This is a genomic window from Bacillus sp. SIMBA_074, from assembly GCF_046534555.1.
GTDB classification, from domain to species: domain Bacteria; phylum Bacillota; class Bacilli; order Bacillales; family Bacillaceae_G; genus Bacillus_A; species Bacillus_A mycoides.
This window is the reverse complement of the sequence record NZ_JAWRYM010000002.1, coordinates 275,562-293,662: the sequence shown is the minus strand read 5'-3', so window position 1 is coordinate 293,662 and position 18,101 is coordinate 275,562. Positions and strand designations below refer to the sequence as shown.

Genomic DNA, 18,101 nt, shown 5'->3' with positions numbered 1-18,101 from the left:
AAACTTTGCATTTTTCAGATTATAGTGTATGATGGGAAAGTATTGAAAATTAAATCAGTGATAAACTAGGGGTGCCTAACGTATGCGTAGGCTGAGAGAGAAGCGTGTGAACTTCTTAACCCTTTGGACCTGATCTGGCTCGTACCAGCGTAGGGAAGTTAACGGCTTTACATAATTATGTCTTTATGAGCCAGGTCCTTATTCTTTTATGGACCTGGCTCTTTTTATTTTGGCATGCGCTGGCCATATCTCGTCCTTGTCACGAACAGGGGGGCAACAAAGGTTATGAAACAGTCTGTTTCAGCTGAGCAAATTGAATTGAAATCGAGTTTACCAGGAAGTAAGAAAGTGTATGTGGATGGAACACGCGCGGGTATGAAAGTACCAATGCGCGAGATTGAACAAAGCGATACGAACGGTGTTCAAAATCCGCCAATCCGTGTGTATGATACGAGTGGACCTTATACAGATCCAGAGTATAAAGTGGAGCTGGAAAAAGGGATTCCAACGCCGCGCCACTCTTGGACCTTGGGGCGTGGTGATGTGGAAGCTTATGAAGGACGCGAAATTAAACCTGAGGATGACGGTGTGAAAGTGGCTTCAAAACATACACCTGTTTTCCCGCAAATGGATCGTAAGCCGCTTAGAGCGAAGCAAGGTGCAAATGTTTCGCAAATGCATTATGCGCGTAATGGCATTATTACGTCTGAGATGGAATATGTTGCGATTCGTGAAGGGGTAGAGCCTGAATTTGTTCGTAAGGAGATTGCAGAAGGTCGTGCGATTTTGCCGGCGAACATTAACCATCCTGAAGCGGAACCGATGATAATTGGACGTAATTTTCACGTGAAGGTAAATGCAAATATCGGAAACTCTGCTGTATCGTCTTCTATTGCAGAAGAAGTAGAGAAGATGACGTGGGCGACTCGCTGGGGTGCAGATACGATTATGGATTTATCTACAGGTAAAAACATTCATACAACACGTGAGTGGATTATTCGTAATGCTCCGGTACCAGTTGGAACTGTGCCAATTTATCAAGCGCTTGAAAAAGTAAACGGAATTGCAGAAGATTTAACGTGGGAAGTATATCGTGATACGTTAATTGAGCAGGCGGAGCAAGGCGTTGATTACTTCACGATTCACGCTGGTGTATTACTTCGTTACATTCCAATTACTGCAAAGCGTATGACAGGTATTGTTTCGCGCGGTGGTTCGATTATGGCGCAGTGGTGTTTATTCCATCATAAAGAAAACTTCCTATATACTCACTTTGAAGAGATTTGTGAAATTATGAAGCAGTACGATGTTTCGTTTTCTCTTGGAGATGGATTACGTCCAGGTTCTATTGCAGATGCAAATGACGAAGCGCAGTTTTCTGAGCTTGAGACACTTGGTGAATTAACAAAAATCGCTTGGAAACATGATGTGCAAGTTATGATTGAAGGACCTGGGCATGTACCGATGCATTTAATTAAAGAAAATATGGAGAAAGAACTTGATATTTGTCAGGGTGCGCCGTTCTATACACTTGGGCCGTTAACGACAGATATTGCACCAGGTTATGATCATATTACTTCAGCGATTGGTGCTGCGATGATCGGCTGGTTTGGAACGGCGATGCTTTGTTATGTAACCCCGAAAGAACATTTAGGTTTACCGAACAAAGATGATGTTCGCGAAGGGGTTATTACGTACAAAATCGCTGCGCATGCAGCCGATCTTGCGAAAGGGCATAAAACGGCTCATCAGCGTGATGATGCACTTTCAAAAGCACGATTTGAATTCCGTTGGCGCGACCAATTTAATTTATCTTTAGATCCTGAACGCGCGATGGAGTACCATGATGAAACGTTGCCAGCAGAAGGGGCGAAAACAGCGCATTTCTGTTCAATGTGTGGCCCAAAGTTTTGTAGTATGAGAATTTCACATGATATTCGTGAATATGCGAAAGAAAATGACTTAGAAACGACAGAAGCAATTGAAAAAGGAATGAAAGAGAAAGCGGTAGAATTCAAAGAAACTGGTAGTCACTTATATCAATAACACGTTACACCTCTTTACTTGATTGATCACACTGTACCTAACTTAAATATAGAAGAAGCCCCCTTTGCTAAGACGGTAGCAAAGGGGGCTTCTGTCGTCTATCCCGCTATTTGTGGGCAGTAAAACTCCCACCTCAAAATTTGGCTGGAGCAAAGAAGTTAGGTGGGAGATAAACTGCCCGTAAACGCCCGATTGGTGCGGGCTAATAATCAGTGGGGGATGAACACCCACCCACTTTATAAGGTGAAGAATAATTGTACCCAGTAGTATAAGAGGAATAATGTGACGACTGTTGTGAGTGGGATTACGATGAGAGATACGCTTAAATAATCTTTCCATTTCACTTTAATTTTGTTTTGTCTTAAGATATACATCCAAATGAGGGAAGCTAGTGTACCGATTGGTAATAATAGTGAACCGATGTCACTACCGATGATATTTGCGAGATAGATAGTTTTTAATGTGACTGGATCTAGTCCCATTTCTGTTAATGTGATTGTACCAATCATAAGTGCAGGGTGGTTATTGAAGACGTTAGAGAGGAGGGAAACGAGTCCGCCCATTGCAAAGCTGGCATAGAGTAGATGCTGACTTACAACTGGTTCGAGCCAATGGACAAGCGCCGCTGTTAATCCTGCGTTGTGAAGCCCGTAAATAATTACGTACATAGAGAAGGCGAAAATTAAAATGTGCCACGGTGTCTTTTTCAAAATATCGACTGGGTTTGTTCGTAAGTAGTACCATCTCCAGATGAGAAGAACGAGTGAACCGAGTACGGCAACGATTTCGATTGGAATCGATAAGAAGGATGCAACGAATAGAAGACAGCGCATAAGGAAAACGAAGCCTAATACTTTTAACATGAATTTCGTACGTTTTTGTTTCGTATTAACAGAATTTTGTCCTTTTAACGGATGGAAGTTTTTCGTGAAGAAAATCTCTTCAATATCGTATGAAGAAACAGGTAATCTTTCTGGAAGTTTTTTCTTTAAAACTGTATACATGAGCCATGACATAAACAGTAGCCCTAATGTTGCAGGTACAAACATCATAGCTGTATGCATATAAAGAGTCATATTAACAATATTTAATGCGATTAAGTTTACGATATTACTTACACCGATTGGTGCACTAGATGCAGTGGCAATTAAAGCACCGCTTAATAAATAAGGGATTTGTTGATGAGGTTTTAATTGAAGGTTTTTCAGAAGTAAAATTAAAATCGGTGTTGTAATTAAAATACTACCGTCGTTATTGAATAAAAGAGTCATAAGAAAACATAATAATTGAATATACCAGTATAAGCGGCGACCGGAGCCCTTTGCTAAATTTGCAAGTTTTGCTGCGGACCAGTGGAAGAAGCCGAAGCTTTCTAATATAACCGCCATAACGATGGTCGCTAATATCGTTATAGAGGCACCGCCGATTTTACTTATAATGTCCATGACGTCTGGTTTTGATACAAGTCCAGTAATGAGGATAATGCTAGCGCCGACTGCTGCCGGCCACGCCTCATTTAAACCGCGAGGTCGCCAAAAGATAACAATCATCGTTAAGAAGAATACAATAATAGTAATCCATATTTCAATGCTCATATTTAACCTACCTTTCTATTTTCCCTTGAACAAATGTGGCTTGTCTCAAGTTTATATAGCATTATATTCAAAAGAAAATAAGAAGAACTAGGCATCTACCTTAATCTAGTGAATATGTGTATTTTGAGCAATAAGGCAAGTATAAGTAGTAGTGTAATAACTATTAGGAGAGGAGTCTAATAAATTAGGGGCATTCTATGTGTGAATGCCCCTAATTTACTATTTTTCCTTTAAAAATGTTCGATCTTTTAAGAATAAATTCCAGAAGAAAATAAATCCTGGTAGTAAAATTGCAATCCCGATTGCGTAAAGAATAAGAAGTGCATAGAATGTTTCGACCGTCGTAAAGCTTGTAAATACAGTTACATCCGGGTAAATGATATAAGGTAAATGGGCGACGCCGTAAGCGTAGCTTGCAAATGCATATTGAGCGACGACAGCTAAAACTGCAATGCGAGGAAAGCCTAGTGTGCCATATTTCTTATTTGTCCACCAAAGCGAAGAGTATCCGATAACAAATAAAATGATAGAGACTGTAAACCATGGGAATTGCTTTATTAGTCCTTGCATAAGCCAGTGTGTTTCAGGGTCCATTACAACGAGAGCGATAATAGCAGTCACGAGCGTTGCAGGACCAAGTATGATGGCATTTCTTCTATAAATTCGGTACGTATCTTCAGAACCTTGTTCCCTAGCAAAATCAGCAAGAAAGAGAGATGATAGAAATAGTTCCGAAGTTAGTCCGAAGAGCATATAACAATAAATAACGGGACTAGAAAGAAGTTTTCCGTAAAGGAGCACTTCTTTTCCTTCAGACATCGTAATATAGGCACCTTCTGTAACTGGCAGAACGGTAATTAATAGAGCTGGGATTAAGAGCCCGGTAATACCTGAAATAATCCGAAGAAGGTGTTGGTATTTTGGCAGGGAGTAAGCAAATACCATAAATGTACTACGAATCGCAACGAGTACTAAAATTAACATAACTGGTACAAACATAACGGTTGCAAGGGTAAAGGCCGCTTTTGGGAAGAAACCGAGAAAAGCAACGACGACAAAGACAAGAAACGTATTCGTTACTTCCCAAGTTGGTGATAAGTACCGATTAGCAAGCTTGGCAGCAAGCGTCGGGTGTTTAGCGTATACCATGCCCCAAAAACCAGCTCCAAAATCAATAGATCCTAATATGCTATATACGAAAATAAGAGCCCATAAGATGATGATTGCAATGCTTTCCTCATGCACGAGAATCGCCTCCTTCGTGATGTAAATCATTCTTTAATGGATGTTTCTTAAAGAATGTCCGTAGTACAAAGACGGTTAAAATACCAAGTCCGATATATAAAATGATGAATAAAACAAATAAAGGACCGACGAAATCAGCGCGCGTAGAAGCATCTACCGTGCGTTGCATGCCATAAATTGTCCATGGCTGACGACCACTACAACTAAAAATCCATCCGAATTCAATACCGAGCAACATAACGGGTCCACAGGCGGCAGCTCCCCAAAGAAGCCACTTCGGTAACTCTACTCCTTTTTTTCGGTAAACAAAGTACCAATATAAGAGGGCAATAGCTGCAACTGCAAAGGTAAAGGCAGCGGTGCCGACCATTAAATTGAACAGTGTATGTGTGTAAAATGGTGGCCATGTTTCTTGCGGGAATTCATTTAGCCCTTTTACAACGGTGTTAGGGTCTAGTCCCACTAATAAGCTAAGCATGTTCGGAATTTCAAGGGCATAGTTTAGTTCAAGTGTGTTAGGGTCCACAACCCCGCCAATCGATAAAGGCGCGTGTGATGTCGTTTCAAACAAAGCTTCAGCAGATGCTAGTTTTTCAGGTGAATGTTTATGTAAGGCAATAGCAGATTCGTGTCCTGAAAGCCACATCGTAGCACCTGTGATAAATGTAACGACAAGCCCTAACAGTAATCCTTTTTTATGGTAAGCAATTTCACGAGCACTTAAATTTTTCTTTAATAATTTAAATCCAGCGATAGAAGCAATAACAGCTGCTCCAGTTGTATAGGCCGTAATAACGACGTGGAATGCACTTGTGCCAAAGCTCGGATTAAAGAAAGCTTTCCACGGATCAACGTTAAAAACTGAGCCATCTGGATTCATTGAAAAGCCCGCAGGTGTATTCATCCATGTGTTTGCCGATGTAATAAGCACGGCAGATGCAGTGGCGCCAATCATAACGAAAAATAGCGAGATTAATCTCATAACTGGAGGCAGTTTATCAGCCGCATATACGTAAATAGACATGAATAAAGCCTCTAAAAAGAAGGCGAAAATCTCAATTTGAAACGGAACGGAAATAACTTGCCCAACAATTTTGGCGAAACCAGGCCAAAGAAGTGAAATTTGTACACCAACAATTGTTCCAGTTGGAATTGCTACACCGAGAAGGATAGCAAAAGCCTTTGTCCATCTTTTTGCCATAATGGCATAGTCGGAATCTTTCTTCCAGTGATAGAGTATTTCACTTATAAAAATCATTAAAGAAAGCCCGACTCCAAGCGTTGCAAAGATAATGTGGAATGCTAATGAAGAACCAAAAAATGCCCTTGCTAATGTTACGGTATCCATATGTATACTCCCCTTCTTTTTGCCATTATTTTCTGATTGAATTGGAAAATTTATTCAAAAAACTACCAAAAATATATATGTATTTAAAAAATGAGTACGGTAATATAATGTTTAAATATTCTAAAGAGAAAGAAAATTATATTTGGTAATATTTTATTTGTTTTTTAGGGCTGAATCTTTTATAATCTTTTATGCGAACGTAAGTTCTATTTCCGGGATGAAGAAGTTTATGTGAAATGGAGAGGGTGTTTTATGTATCCTGAAGTCATTAAAAAGATGGCATTTTCAAGAGAGCATAGAGATTTATTATTAAAGTTGTATAATAAAGAAATTACGCGTCGTGAATATGATCGACTTGTGGAATCGCTATATAGACCTTCTAAAGAGGCTTGCGAAGGATAAGGTGAGAGAGACAATCTAAAGGATTGTCTTTTTTATATTTGCGTATGTTCTGTTAAAATTAAGGTTAGCCTTAAAAGGAGGTGAAAAGCTTGCGAAAACGTTTATATATAGGGATTGGGGTTAGTCTCTTAATCGCTTTAGGTGGAGTTGTATTTTGGTCAGCTTTACAAGGAAATCGTACCGAGCATTTTATTTTACGACATATGGTGAATGAAAATGGAACACTTGCAACGTATCGCTTAGAGGATACAAAGGCAGGTAAGGGTGAAGCGAAGGGCCGTGAAGCTTTATCAGAATCTGCAGGGTTATGGCTACAATATACACTTGATAAAGATGATCAAGCTTTATTTGATGAACAAGTGAAGGTTATTCAAAATAACTTTGTACACAAGGATCGCATCGTTATATGGAAAATCTCTGAAAAGGGAGAAATGCAGTCAGCTACTAATGCACTTATCGATGATCTTCGTATTATAGAACAATTATATCGTGCTTATGAAATGTACAAGGAAGATCGCTATAAAAACCTTGCAGATCAATTGAGTGATTCTGTACTTCGTTATAATAAAAAAGGTAATTATTACGTTGATTATTACGATGCAGATACAGGGAAACAAAATAACTTTGCAACAACATCTTACATAAATCCGCATGCATTCTCTTATATGAAAAAGTATGGAAAAATTTCTGCACAGCAGTATCAGGAAGTTGTTCAGTTTTTAGCGGATTATCCAAGGCAGGGCTGGGCATTTCCGAAAGAGTATAAAGATGATGGGACATTTACGTACGATAAAGAAGTGAATCTTATTGATCAATCATACGTCGCTTATCATCGTAGTTTAGGCGGTCTTTCATCAGATGCTTATTTGGAATTTATAAAGAGGAAATTTCGCGAAGACGAAAAGTTATATGGTCGTTATAACTTAGAAACGGGAAAACAAGCTGTGAACTATGAATCACCAGCATCTTACGGATTAACAATTTTGTACGTACTACAAACAGGTGATACAAAGTTTGCGAAGGAATTGTATGAGCGGATGGCTACATTCCGAAATGATAATGTATTTAGTAGATATTATGGTGGATATGTAACAGGTGAGAATAATAATACACATATTTTCGATAACGTATTGCCGCTTTTAGCGGAAATGGAATTGGATAAGAGTAAAAAATAGAAGGTGCCACCCTATGGGGATGGTACCTTTTATTTGTGTCGTTACTTGTTTGTAAAGCGATATAATTTTACGCCCTAATATTGGAGAAGTAGTCAATCACGAATTCACGAAATTGCTGGGCGGTGTTTGATAAATAGCGCTTCTTTGACCAACTTAAGCCGATAGTTCGTTCGCAATTAGGTTCAATAATACGTAACTTATTTGATGCTAAAGTAGAGTTTTTTAATAAAGTTAAACCTGGGACAAAGGCGATGCCAAGACCTTGCTTAATGAGATCGCTAATCACGGTTGGTTCATCTACTTCAAAAGCGATATGTGGAGTGAAACCAGCTTTTTTACAAAATTCATCTGTTAAGTGCCGAAATCCGTAACCAGTGTTCATACTAATAAACGATTCGTCTTTTACTTCATGCAGATATACACTTTCACGTCCTGATAAACGGTGGCCTGAAGGGACGACTAAGAAAATTTCTTCTGTAATAAGTGGCTCCCACATAATTTCCTCGCCTTCAATTGGCACAGAAGAAATGCAAAAGTCAATTTCTATATTATCTAGTTGTCGTTTCATAGAAGGAGTAGATGCGAGAAACTGTTGGAATCGAACGTTAGGATGTTCTAGTAAAAAAGAGCCGAGTAGTTCTGGTAATATTCTCGGGATAGAAACTGCCAGTGTAATAGAGCTTTGTTGTAATTCAGCTAAATCTTTAATTTCTCTTTCGCCTTCACTTAATTCATGAAAAATGCGCTCTACTCGTTTTAAAAATACTTTTCCAAAAGAGTTTAATGTAATCTGTCGACCTTGGCGATCAAATAACGGGACGCCTAAGTCCTTTTCTAATCTAGCAATTGTTTTGCTGAGCGAAGGTTGTGCGATATGCAATTCTTCAGCGGCTTTTGTCATATGTTCTAATCGTGCGACTGCCTGAAAGTATTTTAATTGGAGCAGTTCCATTTTGAACCTCTTTTCTATAGACCAGAAGGAATGAATTGATAATTAAAGATGTATTATACAGTATGGAAAGTGACGTGTATAGTAAATCTGTTAAACCATTCGAAGGGTGTTAAATTAGAAGAGGAGTATGTTTCATGAAAGGAATTCAACTTATATTTAAAGATTGGAAAGCGATGTGGCACCATAAACATGGACGTATCGCTTTAATTTTTTTATTAATCGTTCCGTTAATTTATTCAGGATTCTTTTTAGCTGGATATTGGGATCCATATGGACGATTAGATAAATTACCTGTTGCAATTGTAAATTTAGATAAAGGTGCTGCGATGGATGAAAAAACAATTCATGCAGGAGAAGATTTTGTCAAAAATTTAAAAGAGAATAAGGAACTAGCTTTTCATTTCGTATCAGAAAAAAATGCTGATGAAGGGTTAAAAGAAGATAAGTATTATATGGTCGTTACGATTCCAGAGGATTTCTCTAAAAAGGTAAGTACACTTATGGATGAGAAACCAGAGCCAGCGCAGCTTCAGTACAAAGTAAATCCGGGTAAAAACTTTGTAGCAGCTCAAATTGGAACGACAGCTGTTGAAAATATGAAAACAAAAATCTCAAATAGTATTACGAAATCTTATACAGAAGGTGTCTTTTCAAAGTTTCAAGATTTGGCACAAGGGTTGAGTGATGCAAGTAATGGTGCTGAGAAGTTGCACGAAGGAACGACGGATGCAAAAAATGGGGCGAATCAGCTTGCAGATGGTATTCATCGTTTAAGTGACGGGACATCAAAAGTGAAAGAGGGAAGTGAAAAACTTGCTTCTAGCCAATCTGCCTTAAGTAGCGGTGCAAATGAGCTGAGTCAAGGAGCGGCATCACTTCATAATGGTATGGAGCTGCTAGCACAGGGTGAGAAGTCTTTACAATCAGGAGTTAGTGAATTAAGTGCTGGTACAAATGAATGGGTGAACGGAAGTGAGAAACTTGCTGAAGGGCAAGTGAAAGCGGACAATGCAGCAAATAGTGTAAAACAACAATTAGAAGAGTACGTGAAAAGTCATCCAGAAGTGCAGCAAGATCCTGCTTTTCAAAAGATCATTGCTACTTCTAACGGATTAGCTAAAGCAACAAACACTTTAAATAATAGCCAACAACAATTGACACAAGGTGCGCGGAAGCTTACTGATGGTCAGCATAAGATTGAGGAAGGCATGAATACATTCGGAGTTAAGTTAAACGAAGCTACCGCTGGAACGAAAAAGATAGCAGATGGTACTTCGAATTTAGCTGATGGATTTACGAAGTGGGGAAATGGATTTACATCATTACAAGAAGGTGTAAATCACCTTGCGAGTGGCGGAACAGAGCTGAATCATGGTGCTGATAAGTTAACGAACGGACTTGTTAAACTTGACGATGGTGCGAAAGAACTTTCTACGAAATTGGGAGAGGGCGCAGAGAAGATAGCGGATGTTCGCAATGATGATGCACGCAATACGATGTTCTCAGAGCCGGTTCAATTAGTGAAGTCGACAGTTTCTGATGTGCCTAACTACGGTTCAGGTATTGCACCATACTTTTTATCACTGGCATTTTATGTTGGCGGAATTATGGCATCGAATATTTTACCTCTTGGCCGTAGACAAAGTATGAAGGTAAGCGGAACAGTACATTTTATTAATAAATTAGGATTAGTATATTTAATTGGACTCATTCAAGCACTACTTGTAGATGTGGTAGTGTTAGGAGTTATGAAATTAGAAGTTGCAAGTGTATCACTCTTTGTTTTATCAAGTATTGTTATTTCCTTTACGTTCATGACATTTATTCTTATGTTAGTAACGGTATTCGGCATTGTTGGGAAGTTCGCAGCGGTAACGCTTCTCGTTCTTCAATTAGCGACGAGCGGAGGTACTTTCCCAGGAGAGTTAAATATAGCTGTGCTTAGCAAAATTGGACAGTTTCTCCCAATGTCTCATTCTCTTAGAGGATTACAAGATGTTATCTCTTTAGGAGATTGGTCGCAATTACGAATGCAAATTTTAATTTTATTATGCTATCTCGTTGTTGCTGGCGGAATCACATGGGTTACGAGTCATATACAGCATAAGGAGACGAATGCAGAGCAAGTTTCTTAAAATGAAAAAAGCTATCCGATTTTTCCGGATAGCTTTTTCTTATTTCTTTTCCATAACCGCAAAGTAATTACTTTCATTATCAGCGAAGTTAAAAGCTCTACCTGTAGGTAAATCTACAACTTGTCCAACTGTAACATTTTTCTCAGAAAGATCTTTATACAGTTGATCTAAGTTATTAGAGAAGAACATAAGTGAAGGGGTATTTAAGTTTAATTCAGGTTGCATCTTCGCAATTAACGCCTTATCGTGAAGGACGATGCTTGTTCCAGCTTCTTTTGCCGGCGCAATTTCAATCCAGCGAAATCCTTGACCGTTATTTTCTTCTGCAACGATTTGGAATCCTACTGTTTCTGTCCAGAATTGCACTGATTCATCTTGATTATTTACATATAACATAATTTGTCCAATTTGATTAATCATAGGTGTCTCCTGCTTTCTTTTCTTATATGAAATACTATCCCGCATTAACGGGCAGTAAGACCCCTACCTCAAAATTCAGCAAAAGAAAAGAAGTTAGGTGGGGATCGGGCTGCCCGTAAATGCCCGATTGGTGAGGGCTAATAATCAGTGGGGGATGAAGAACCCCTCCACTGATTAAAGTTTCACTTTATTATATCAAAGATATGGTTTGAATACCTTTTCGTGATTTTTTCGAAGTACAATCTTAGCCCATTTCATATTTGTCGTAGGAGAAGGTCCTGTAATCCATGTATGAAATGGTAGTGTACTGCAAATGACCATTGCTGAAATCGAGATTGTGGCCGTTATTGTAAATAATAATAGGCTATATAATATTGTGTTTTCTTGCAGTGTGAATAAAGAAAGAAATTTTGTACATAGTTGCAAGAAGAAAAAATGAGCTAAATAAGCGCCATACGTGTAATTCCCGATAAAACGTAGAGCTTTATATAAGAAACCACGTCGCTGTACAATTGTAATAGATAACACGTACAGTATCATAATTTCACAAACAATATATAAAAACATGGACGGTTTTAAATAAGTAGAAACCGTTAAATGAATAGAATTGGCGCCGTAAAAACTAAATAACTCATAATTGATGAATAAAAATAAGATGAAAAATAAGATTGTTATAAGCGGAATATGTTTCATGACAAATATACGCCAAGTTTTTAATGCTACAGCAGCTATTCCTCCCATGACGAAATAGAATGAGTAGAAGAAGAAGGAACGATCTGTATAATGTAAAATGGTTGAACTAGTCAGTTTCTCTCCATTAAAAATGTAGTGAGAAGAGTACCACATTAAGAAGAAATATAGACAAGCGAAAATGGTCATATATTTATATATGTCTTTTTTATTTTCTGTTCGTTTTTGAAACCAATAAAATAGTGTGCATAGTAACGGGAACAATAAGTGAATTTGGAACATCATAATAACGTACCAAAGATGAGGTGCAGCTGTTCCGAGTAATAAACTTTTTATTCCGCCTTGTAGTGTAATGACATCGTTTGTTGTTAATAGGTAAAGAATAGACCAGAAGAAATAAGGAATGAGTAAATGTGCGGCTTTTTCATAAATATATTCTCTGTAAACGAGTTGCTTCGTATATAGCCGAATTAAATGGAAGCCGACGATAAATATGAATGCAGGTGCTGAAAATTTTGCAAGATTAAATAGCATGCCCATAATGAGGGATTGCTCGAGTAAGACATTTCCTTGATTCATTGTATATAATAAGGAACTTTGCAAAACGACAGCAAGAAATGCAATGCTTTGCAAAACTTTGAATTCTGGTGCGCTTTGTGTCATCATGTCCATCTCCTTTTCCATACATGATTATAGTACGGAGAAAGGATGAAAGGTGTGGAATATTTGTGAAGATTATAACAAATTTGTGGCGGGATGGGATTATATTAACGTTTTTGCTAATATATCTATCACAACTTCAAATATATCGATTCACTGACAAATGACAACAAAAAGAGGATGCTCAAAACGAGCATCCTCTTTCTATATATTAAGCAAATTTATTTTTGATCCAGTTCTTACCTTCTACAAGACGAGCTGTCATTACGGCACAAGCGTTATCTCCTGTTACGTTTAACACTGTTGCAGGAGGATCGATAATTGTACTAATTGCTGCGATAATTGGCAATGCTTCTGGTGGGAATCCGTATAGAGAAACGATTAACATTTCACCAATCATACCCCCGCCCGGAATAGCACCCATTACTGTTCCTACTAATAGAGAAACAACAAGTGCAATTGCTAATGTTTTCGGTCCTTCGAATTCCATGTTGAAAATACCGAATAAGAAAGCAATTTTCAATACCCCGCCTAAAACAGATCCGTCTTTATGAAGTGTAGATCCAAGAAGGACAACTGTTTCACGAACGTCAGAAGAAATACCCATTTTCTTCGTTGCTTCTAAGTTCGCTGGAATACTTGCGGCACTACTACAAGTTGCAAGTGATGTAACTGTAGGAGAGACCATGTTCTTCCAAAATATTTGTACACCTTGTTTGCGACCTGCAAGGTACGCATAGAATGTAAAGAATACAAAGAAGTAAATAAGAGAAGCTGGATAGTATACCATTGCTGCTCGGAAGTAAGTTCCAAGAAGTTGTGGTCCGAATTCACCAACTAATGCTGCGAAGTAGGCAGCTAGTCCGATTGGAGCGTAGTACATAATGAAAGATACAACTTTCATTGAAATTTCTGCACCAGCTTGTAGGAATGTAGCGAATGGTTTCCCTTTTTCACCAACTGCTGAAGTTGCAACCCCCATTAAGATAGAGAAGAAAATAAGAGCTAGCATGTTCTCGCGAGATAGTAACTTTGAAAAGTCTGATACTGTTATGATACCGACAATTTGATCAGCAACACTAACTGCTTTTTCAGCTTTATCAGGCTGCGTTAGTTCTAATACAACACCTTGTGCTGGCGGGAATACTTTCACGATAATAATCATAAAAATAGCAGCTAAAATACTTGTAAATAAGAAAGTTCCAGCCATACTAGACATAATTTTACCGAAACGTTTTAATCCATCCATATTAGCAATAGATGACGCGATGCTAAAGAACACTAACGGTACAACAATCGTAAACATTAAGTTTAAGAAAATGTCACCAAGCGGCTTTAAAGCAACTGCATCGGCACCCATGAAATAACCAATAAAACCACCAATTAGGATAGAAGATAATAAAATAAGCGGAAAGCGATATGCCTTCATAAATATATCCTCCTATCGATTATAAAAAATCATACTGAATCATTATAGCGAGTTAGAGACTTCTTTACTAGGAAAATACGGATAGATGGAATAGCGTGAAAACCGAGAAATTTTTGTTTTTAAGCTCGGCATACAGTTAGAAATCTAGACATATATATTTGTAACCTAGTGGTGGCAAGGGCTACACCATAACTTAGGTTTGGAAAAAGGGGGAGGGGAGCGAGATGAATATTTTACTTTGCTGTGCAGCGGGAATGTCTTCCAGTTTGATTGTTACAAAAATGGAGAAAGCAGCAGAGGCAAGAGGGATACAGGTAAAGATTTGGGCAGTATCAGGTTCAGAAGTGCGAAATCATATTGATACTGCAGATGTACTTTTACTTGGACCGCAAGTACGTTATTTATTACCGAAAATGAAAGAATTATGTAAGGAGAAGGGAATACCTGTTGATGTCATTCAATCCGTCCATTACGGACTTTGTAATGGAGAGGCTATCTTACAAGCAGCTTTGTCCATGAAACCATGAGGAGAGTGGGATAGATGATAAAGTTTTTAGAGAAATATGTGATGCCAGTGGCAGGGAAGGTTGCAGAGCAGAGGCATTTGCAAGCGATTCGTGATGGAATTATTTTGACGATGCCTTTCTTGATTATTGGATCATTTTTCCTTATTATTAGTGCATTACCAATAACAGGATATAATGATTTTATGGCAGGTTTATTTGGTGAGAATTGGCAGAGGGCTTTAGGGTATCCAGTTAGTGCAACTTTTAATATAATGGCTTTAATAGCTGTTTTTGGAATCGCTTACAGACTTGGAGAATATTATAAAGTGGACGCTTTAGCATCCGGAGCATTATCGCTTGTGACGTTTTTACTTGCAACTCCATTTCAAGTTGCATATATTATACCAAGCACGAAGGAAAGTGTGATTGTAGATGGAGCAATCCCAGCTGCACTAATGGGAAGCCAAGGTTTATTTGTAGCGATGATTATTGCAATTATATCTACTGAACTTTATCGGTTTATTGTACAAAAAAAGATGATTATAAAGATGCCGGAGACAGTTCCACCAGCTGTGACACGTTCATTTGCGGCACTTGTTCCAGGTTTTATTGTTGTAACGGTTATTTGGATTTTACGCTTAATTATAGAAAATACTTCTTTTGGCAGTATCCATAATATTGTGGGGCAAATTTTACAGGAACCACTTAGTGTACTTGGTGCTAGTCTTTGGGGCGCAATAATAGCAGTTATTCTCGTTCATGTTCTTTGGTCGTGTGGAATTCATGGTGCTACTATTGTTGGTGGTGTAATGAGCCCCGTTTGGTTGTCGTTAATGGATCAAAACCGAGTTGCTTTCCAAGCAGGGCAAGATGTACCGAATACGATTACCGCACAGTTTTTTGATTTATGGATTTATATGGGTGGTTCTGGTGCAACACTCGCTTTAGTTGTAGGAATGTTACTATTTGCGCGAAGTCAGCAATTAAAAAGTTTAGGGCGATTGTCAATTGCGCCTGGTATATTTAATATTAATGAAATGGTAACTTTTGGTATGCCGATTGTAATGAATCCAATTTTACTTATTCCATTTATATTGGTTCCAGTTGTGTTAACGGTTGTTTCTTACTTTGCAATGGAATGGGGATGGGTCGCACGTCCGAGCGGAGCGGCTGTACCTTGGACGACACCTATTCTTTTTAGTGGATATTTAGGATCAGGCGGGAAAATTTCAGGTGTTGTTTTACAACTTGTTAACTTTGCACTTGCATTCTTTATTTACTTACCGTTCTTAAAAATATGGGATAAACAAAAAGTAGCGGAAGAAAAGGGGGAGTAAATAACTAAAATGGATACGATAGAGACGAAAGCTTTTCACTTAATTTTGCATGGTGGTAATGCGAGAAGCTGCTCAATGGAAGCAATTGATTGCGCAAAGCGCGGTGAATTTCAGGAAGCAGAAGCGAAACTAAAAGAAGCTTTAAATGAATTGCAAGAGGCGCATCGCTTACAAACAGAGCTCATACAGAAAGAGGCTGCCGGGGAAAAAAACGAAGTTACCCTTCTGATGGTGCATGCACAAGATCATTTAATGAACGCAATTACAGTGAAGGAATTGGCGAGTGAGTTTGTAGAATTATATAGGAAGATGTCGGTGGATGAATGAACCTTGCTTATGCGAGGTTTTTTTATGTATGTGTCCGTACCATCAGTGGAGTGTTTGTTCCACTGATGGTATTTACAATCCTCCTTTTTACGGATGAGTAAGAGTGATAATTAATCGGCAGTAATAATCTCTCCTGTACCACGAATTAGTTTTTTTATATGCATCTCGTTTGGTCTTAATATACTTACGATATAATCAATCGCTATTTGCGGTTCAACGGTCGTACCGCACGTATAACAGTCGATGGCTGCAAAGTTTTTTTCTGGATAAGTGTGAATTGAAAGGTGGCTTTCGGATAGTAAAACTAAAACAGTAACGCCATGCGGATCGAATTCTTTTGTACTTACGTTTAAAATATGGGCACCAGAGCAATCTGCAGCGTTAACTAAATGATATTCTAAAAAGTGAACATCATCTAATAGGGAAAAGTCCACTCCCCATAAATCTACTATTATATGCTTACCAAAAGTAGAATATTCCATAGGGTAGCACTCCTTACTATAATATTGTCAAAACTCCATTTCCTTTTTGTAACATTGATGTAGGATAAGATTCGATTCTGAGTTTAAAAGAGCGAGATTACGTTGTTCTAAATGTTCTTCTTTAAATTGAAACAAAGGAGAAAGAAGAGAAGGTAATGTTCGAGGAGTTGGTATTACATATAATTGCTCAATTTGATCGAGTACATAGGCAGAATTAGCAGCAATATGAAATCCCCAGTCAGTTCCGAAAGAAGGAACGATTGTATGATAACTTTTCACAGTTAATCCAGCATGTTCAATAGTGTTACCGATGCTCCAATATACTAGAGGTGCATCAGCAGGTGAATTAGATTGGCAGACGAATGCACCATCTTCTGTTAAAAACGTAGCTATACGAGCAAAAAGTTCGCTTGTATATAAAGTACTTAATAACTCTGTCGCTGGATCAGGGAAATCAATGATGATTACATCGTATAAAGATGAAGGTGAATTTAGAAATTCTTTTGCATCGCATACGTGCACGTTCACGCGATTATCAAAAAAAGCGTTTTTGTTTAAAGATACTATTTCTGGAACATTACGTGCCATATTAATCATTGCCTCGTCTAAATCAACAAGGTCTACGTGTAGCACAGTTTCATATTTCAAAACTTCTCGTAAGGCAAGACCATCGCCACCACCTAATATGAGAACACGTTTTGGATCAATTACTTTTGCCATAATCGGATGTACAAGCGCTTCATGATAAATTTGCTCATCAACGGAGCTGAATTGTAGTTGCTTGTCCAAGTATAAGCGAACATCGTTTACTTGGACTAAATTAATATTTTGATAATTACTCTTTTCTTCAAATAAATTCGTATGTTCACCAGCTTGTATTTCCTTTAGAGAAATTTCATCCCACACATCTAAGCTGTGTGAATCTGTGGGTACTATAATTACATTTTCCGATTGTACTTGCTTATCGTGTTTATCTGGTTCGTCGTGTTTGTCAGGTCTGTCTTGTTTATCTTCAGTGTCCTGTCGATCTAGTGTATCCGTGTTGGAATTTAATTCAGAATCCTCTTCTTGTTTATACCATTTATTTTGAACCTGTATTCTATAAATCTTCATTCTATTCTTTTTTCTATGCTTTGGCATTGGAATCCCCTTTCAAAATACTTTATTTTATTCTATTCTATGTAATTTAGTAGAGTTTGATTGGACAATAACTAGACGAGTGTCTTGAATAGGTATTTGTTTTGATTTGAGTTGAAATATTATATTTTTTGGCACTATATTTTCACACTTTTAAAAAAATTAGTGTTTTTTTGTTTTAAACACAACTAGACAACTAAACACTAATCTATTTT

16 protein-coding genes and 1 riboswitch are annotated in these 18,101 nt (G+C 38.0%); of the genes, 7 read left to right on the top strand and 9 right to left on the bottom strand.

Annotated elements, in window-relative coordinates:
• Positions 1 to 57 precede the first annotated feature (57 nt).
• A riboswitch (TPP riboswitch) is annotated at positions 58 to 173 on the top strand.
• A 112-nt stretch (positions 174 to 285) separates the two neighbouring features.
• The gene (gene thiC / locus SB773_RS03810; protein WP_410588650.1) at positions 286 to 2,046 is read left to right on the top strand and encodes a phosphomethylpyrimidine synthase ThiC; all 1,761 of its coding nucleotides are present in this window, start codon (positions 286 to 288) and stop codon (positions 2,044 to 2,046) included.
• A gap of 236 nt (positions 2,047 to 2,282) precedes the next feature.
• Here thiC and SB773_RS03805 read toward each other — a convergent pair whose 3' ends face one another.
• From SB773_RS03805 to cydA, 3 genes are all read right to left on the bottom strand, one after another.
• Positions 2,283 to 3,641, bottom strand: a complete 1,359-nt coding sequence (locus tag SB773_RS03805; RefSeq protein WP_410588648.1) for an arsenic transporter — start codon at positions 3,639 to 3,641, stop codon at positions 2,283 to 2,285.
• Between the two features lie 219 nt (positions 3,642 to 3,860).
• Entirely contained in the window at positions 3,861 to 4,886 is a 1,026-nt protein-coding gene (locus SB773_RS03800) for a cytochrome d ubiquinol oxidase subunit II (RefSeq protein WP_002089640.1), read from the bottom strand.
• Complete coding sequence (cydA, locus tag SB773_RS03795) at positions 4,879 to 6,234, bottom strand: cytochrome ubiquinol oxidase subunit I (RefSeq protein WP_002016174.1); 1,356 nt, start codon at positions 6,232 to 6,234, stop codon at positions 4,879 to 4,881. The genes SB773_RS03800 and cydA overlap by 8 nt, the downstream gene beginning before the upstream one ends.
• 252 nt (positions 6,235 to 6,486) lie before the next feature.
• Between cydA and SB773_RS03790 the strand changes: the two genes are divergently transcribed.
• Together SB773_RS03790 and SB773_RS03785 are read left to right on the top strand one after the other, a co-directional pair.
• Complete coding sequence (locus SB773_RS03790) at positions 6,487 to 6,636, top strand: hypothetical protein (RefSeq protein ID WP_002016173.1); 150 nt, start codon at positions 6,487 to 6,489, stop codon at positions 6,634 to 6,636.
• 89 nt (positions 6,637 to 6,725) lie between these two features.
• Positions 6,726 to 7,811: a transcriptional regulator gene (locus SB773_RS03785; protein WP_410588645.1), complete on the top strand. Its 1,086-nt coding sequence runs from the start codon at positions 6,726 to 6,728 to the stop codon at positions 7,809 to 7,811.
• Positions 7,812 to 7,878: 67 nt separating this feature from the next.
• Here SB773_RS03785 and SB773_RS03780 read toward each other — a convergent pair whose 3' ends face one another.
• Complete coding sequence (locus tag SB773_RS03780) at positions 7,879 to 8,763, bottom strand: LysR family transcriptional regulator (protein ID WP_410588643.1); 885 nt, start codon at positions 8,761 to 8,763, stop codon at positions 7,879 to 7,881.
• A gap of 134 nt (positions 8,764 to 8,897) precedes the next feature.
• Between SB773_RS03780 and SB773_RS03775 the strand changes: the two genes are divergently transcribed.
• Positions 8,898 to 10,898 (top strand): YhgE/Pip family protein, encoded by a 2,001-nt coding sequence (locus tag SB773_RS03775; protein WP_410588641.1) that lies wholly within the window; start codon positions 8,898 to 8,900, stop codon positions 10,896 to 10,898.
• A 39-nt stretch (positions 10,899 to 10,937) separates the two neighbouring features.
• On the opposite strand, the gene SB773_RS03770 is transcribed toward SB773_RS03775, so the two are convergent.
• The 3 genes from SB773_RS03770 to SB773_RS03760 form a co-directional block, all read right to left on the bottom strand.
• Positions 10,938 to 11,318, bottom strand: a complete 381-nt coding sequence (locus tag SB773_RS03770) for a VOC family protein (protein ID WP_002143773.1) — start codon at positions 11,316 to 11,318, stop codon at positions 10,938 to 10,940.
• Between the two features lie 195 nt (positions 11,319 to 11,513).
• Positions 11,514 to 12,671: an acyltransferase gene (locus SB773_RS03765; protein ID WP_131246505.1), complete on the bottom strand. Its 1,158-nt coding sequence runs from the start codon at positions 12,669 to 12,671 to the stop codon at positions 11,514 to 11,516.
• Between the two features lie 208 nt (positions 12,672 to 12,879).
• On the bottom strand, positions 12,880 to 14,097 hold the full coding sequence (locus SB773_RS03760) for a dicarboxylate/amino acid:cation symporter (protein WP_002144835.1): 1,218 nt from the start codon (positions 14,095 to 14,097) through the stop codon (positions 12,880 to 12,882).
• Positions 14,098 to 14,321: 224 nt separating this feature from the next.
• On the opposite strand from SB773_RS03760, the gene SB773_RS03755 reads away from it, so the two are divergent.
• From SB773_RS03755 to SB773_RS03745, 3 genes are read left to right on the top strand one after another with little or no spacing between them, the layout of a single operon-like run.
• Positions 14,322 to 14,624: a PTS sugar transporter subunit IIB gene (locus SB773_RS03755; protein ID WP_002089630.1), complete on the top strand. Its 303-nt coding sequence runs from the start codon at positions 14,322 to 14,324 to the stop codon at positions 14,622 to 14,624.
• A gap of 14 nt (positions 14,625 to 14,638) precedes the next feature.
• A complete protein-coding gene (gene celB, locus SB773_RS03750; protein ID WP_328056995.1) occupies positions 14,639 to 15,940 on the top strand; it encodes a PTS cellobiose transporter subunit IIC in 1,302 nt (433 codons plus the stop codon).
• A 9-nt stretch (positions 15,941 to 15,949) separates the two neighbouring features.
• Positions 15,950 to 16,267: a PTS sugar transporter subunit IIA gene (locus tag SB773_RS03745; protein ID WP_088033403.1), complete on the top strand. Its 318-nt coding sequence runs from the start codon at positions 15,950 to 15,952 to the stop codon at positions 16,265 to 16,267.
• A gap of 110 nt (positions 16,268 to 16,377) precedes the next feature.
• On the opposite strand, the gene speD is transcribed toward SB773_RS03745, so the two are convergent.
• Positions 16,378 to 16,749, bottom strand: coding sequence for an adenosylmethionine decarboxylase (gene speD, locus SB773_RS03740; protein ID WP_002191178.1), 372 nt, complete (start codon positions 16,747 to 16,749; stop codon positions 16,378 to 16,380).
• A gap of 27 nt (positions 16,750 to 16,776) precedes the next feature.
• Positions 16,777 to 17,889, bottom strand: a complete 1,113-nt coding sequence (locus SB773_RS03735) for a polyamine aminopropyltransferase (RefSeq protein WP_410588637.1) — start codon at positions 17,887 to 17,889, stop codon at positions 16,777 to 16,779.
• Positions 17,890 to 18,101 lie beyond the last annotated feature (212 nt).

Excerpts from the sequence above, each read along its gene's own strand:
- SB773_RS03805 (WP_410588648.1), bottom strand. The coding sequence starts at position 3,641 with ATGAGCATTGAAATATGGATTACTATTATTGTATTCTTCTTAACGATG.
- SB773_RS03790 (WP_002016173.1), top strand. The coding sequence starts at position 6,487 with ATGTATCCTGAAGTCATTAAAAAGATGGCATTTTCAAGAGAGCATAGA.
- SB773_RS03765 (WP_131246505.1), bottom strand. The coding sequence starts at position 12,671 with ATGACACAAAGCGCACCAGAATTCAAAGTTTTGCAAAGCATTGCATTT.
- speD (WP_002191178.1), bottom strand. The coding sequence starts at position 16,749 with ATGGAATATTCTACTTTTGGTAAGCATATAATAGTAGATTTATGGGGA.
- SB773_RS03755 (WP_002089630.1), top strand. The coding sequence starts at position 14,322 with ATGAATATTTTACTTTGCTGTGCAGCGGGAATGTCTTCCAGTTTGATT.
- SB773_RS03745 (WP_088033403.1), top strand. The coding sequence starts at position 15,950 with ATGGATACGATAGAGACGAAAGCTTTTCACTTAATTTTGCATGGTGGT.
- SB773_RS03780 (WP_410588643.1), bottom strand. The coding sequence starts at position 8,763 with ATGGAACTGCTCCAATTAAAATACTTTCAGGCAGTCGCACGATTAGAA.
- cydA (WP_002016174.1), bottom strand. The coding sequence starts at position 6,234 with ATGGATACCGTAACATTAGCAAGGGCATTTTTTGGTTCTTCATTAGCA.
- SB773_RS03770 (WP_002143773.1), bottom strand. The coding sequence starts at position 11,318 with ATGATTAATCAAATTGGACAAATTATGTTATATGTAAATAATCAAGAT.
- celB (WP_328056995.1), top strand. The coding sequence starts at position 14,639 with ATGATAAAGTTTTTAGAGAAATATGTGATGCCAGTGGCAGGGAAGGTT.
- SB773_RS03760 (WP_002144835.1), bottom strand. The coding sequence starts at position 14,097 with ATGAAGGCATATCGCTTTCCGCTTATTTTATTATCTTCTATCCTAATT.
- SB773_RS03735 (WP_410588637.1), bottom strand. The coding sequence starts at position 17,889 with ATGCCAAAGCATAGAAAAAAGAATAGAATGAAGATTTATAGAATACAG.
- thiC (WP_410588650.1), top strand. The coding sequence starts at position 286 with ATGAAACAGTCTGTTTCAGCTGAGCAAATTGAATTGAAATCGAGTTTA.
- SB773_RS03775 (WP_410588641.1), top strand. The coding sequence starts at position 8,898 with ATGAAAGGAATTCAACTTATATTTAAAGATTGGAAAGCGATGTGGCAC.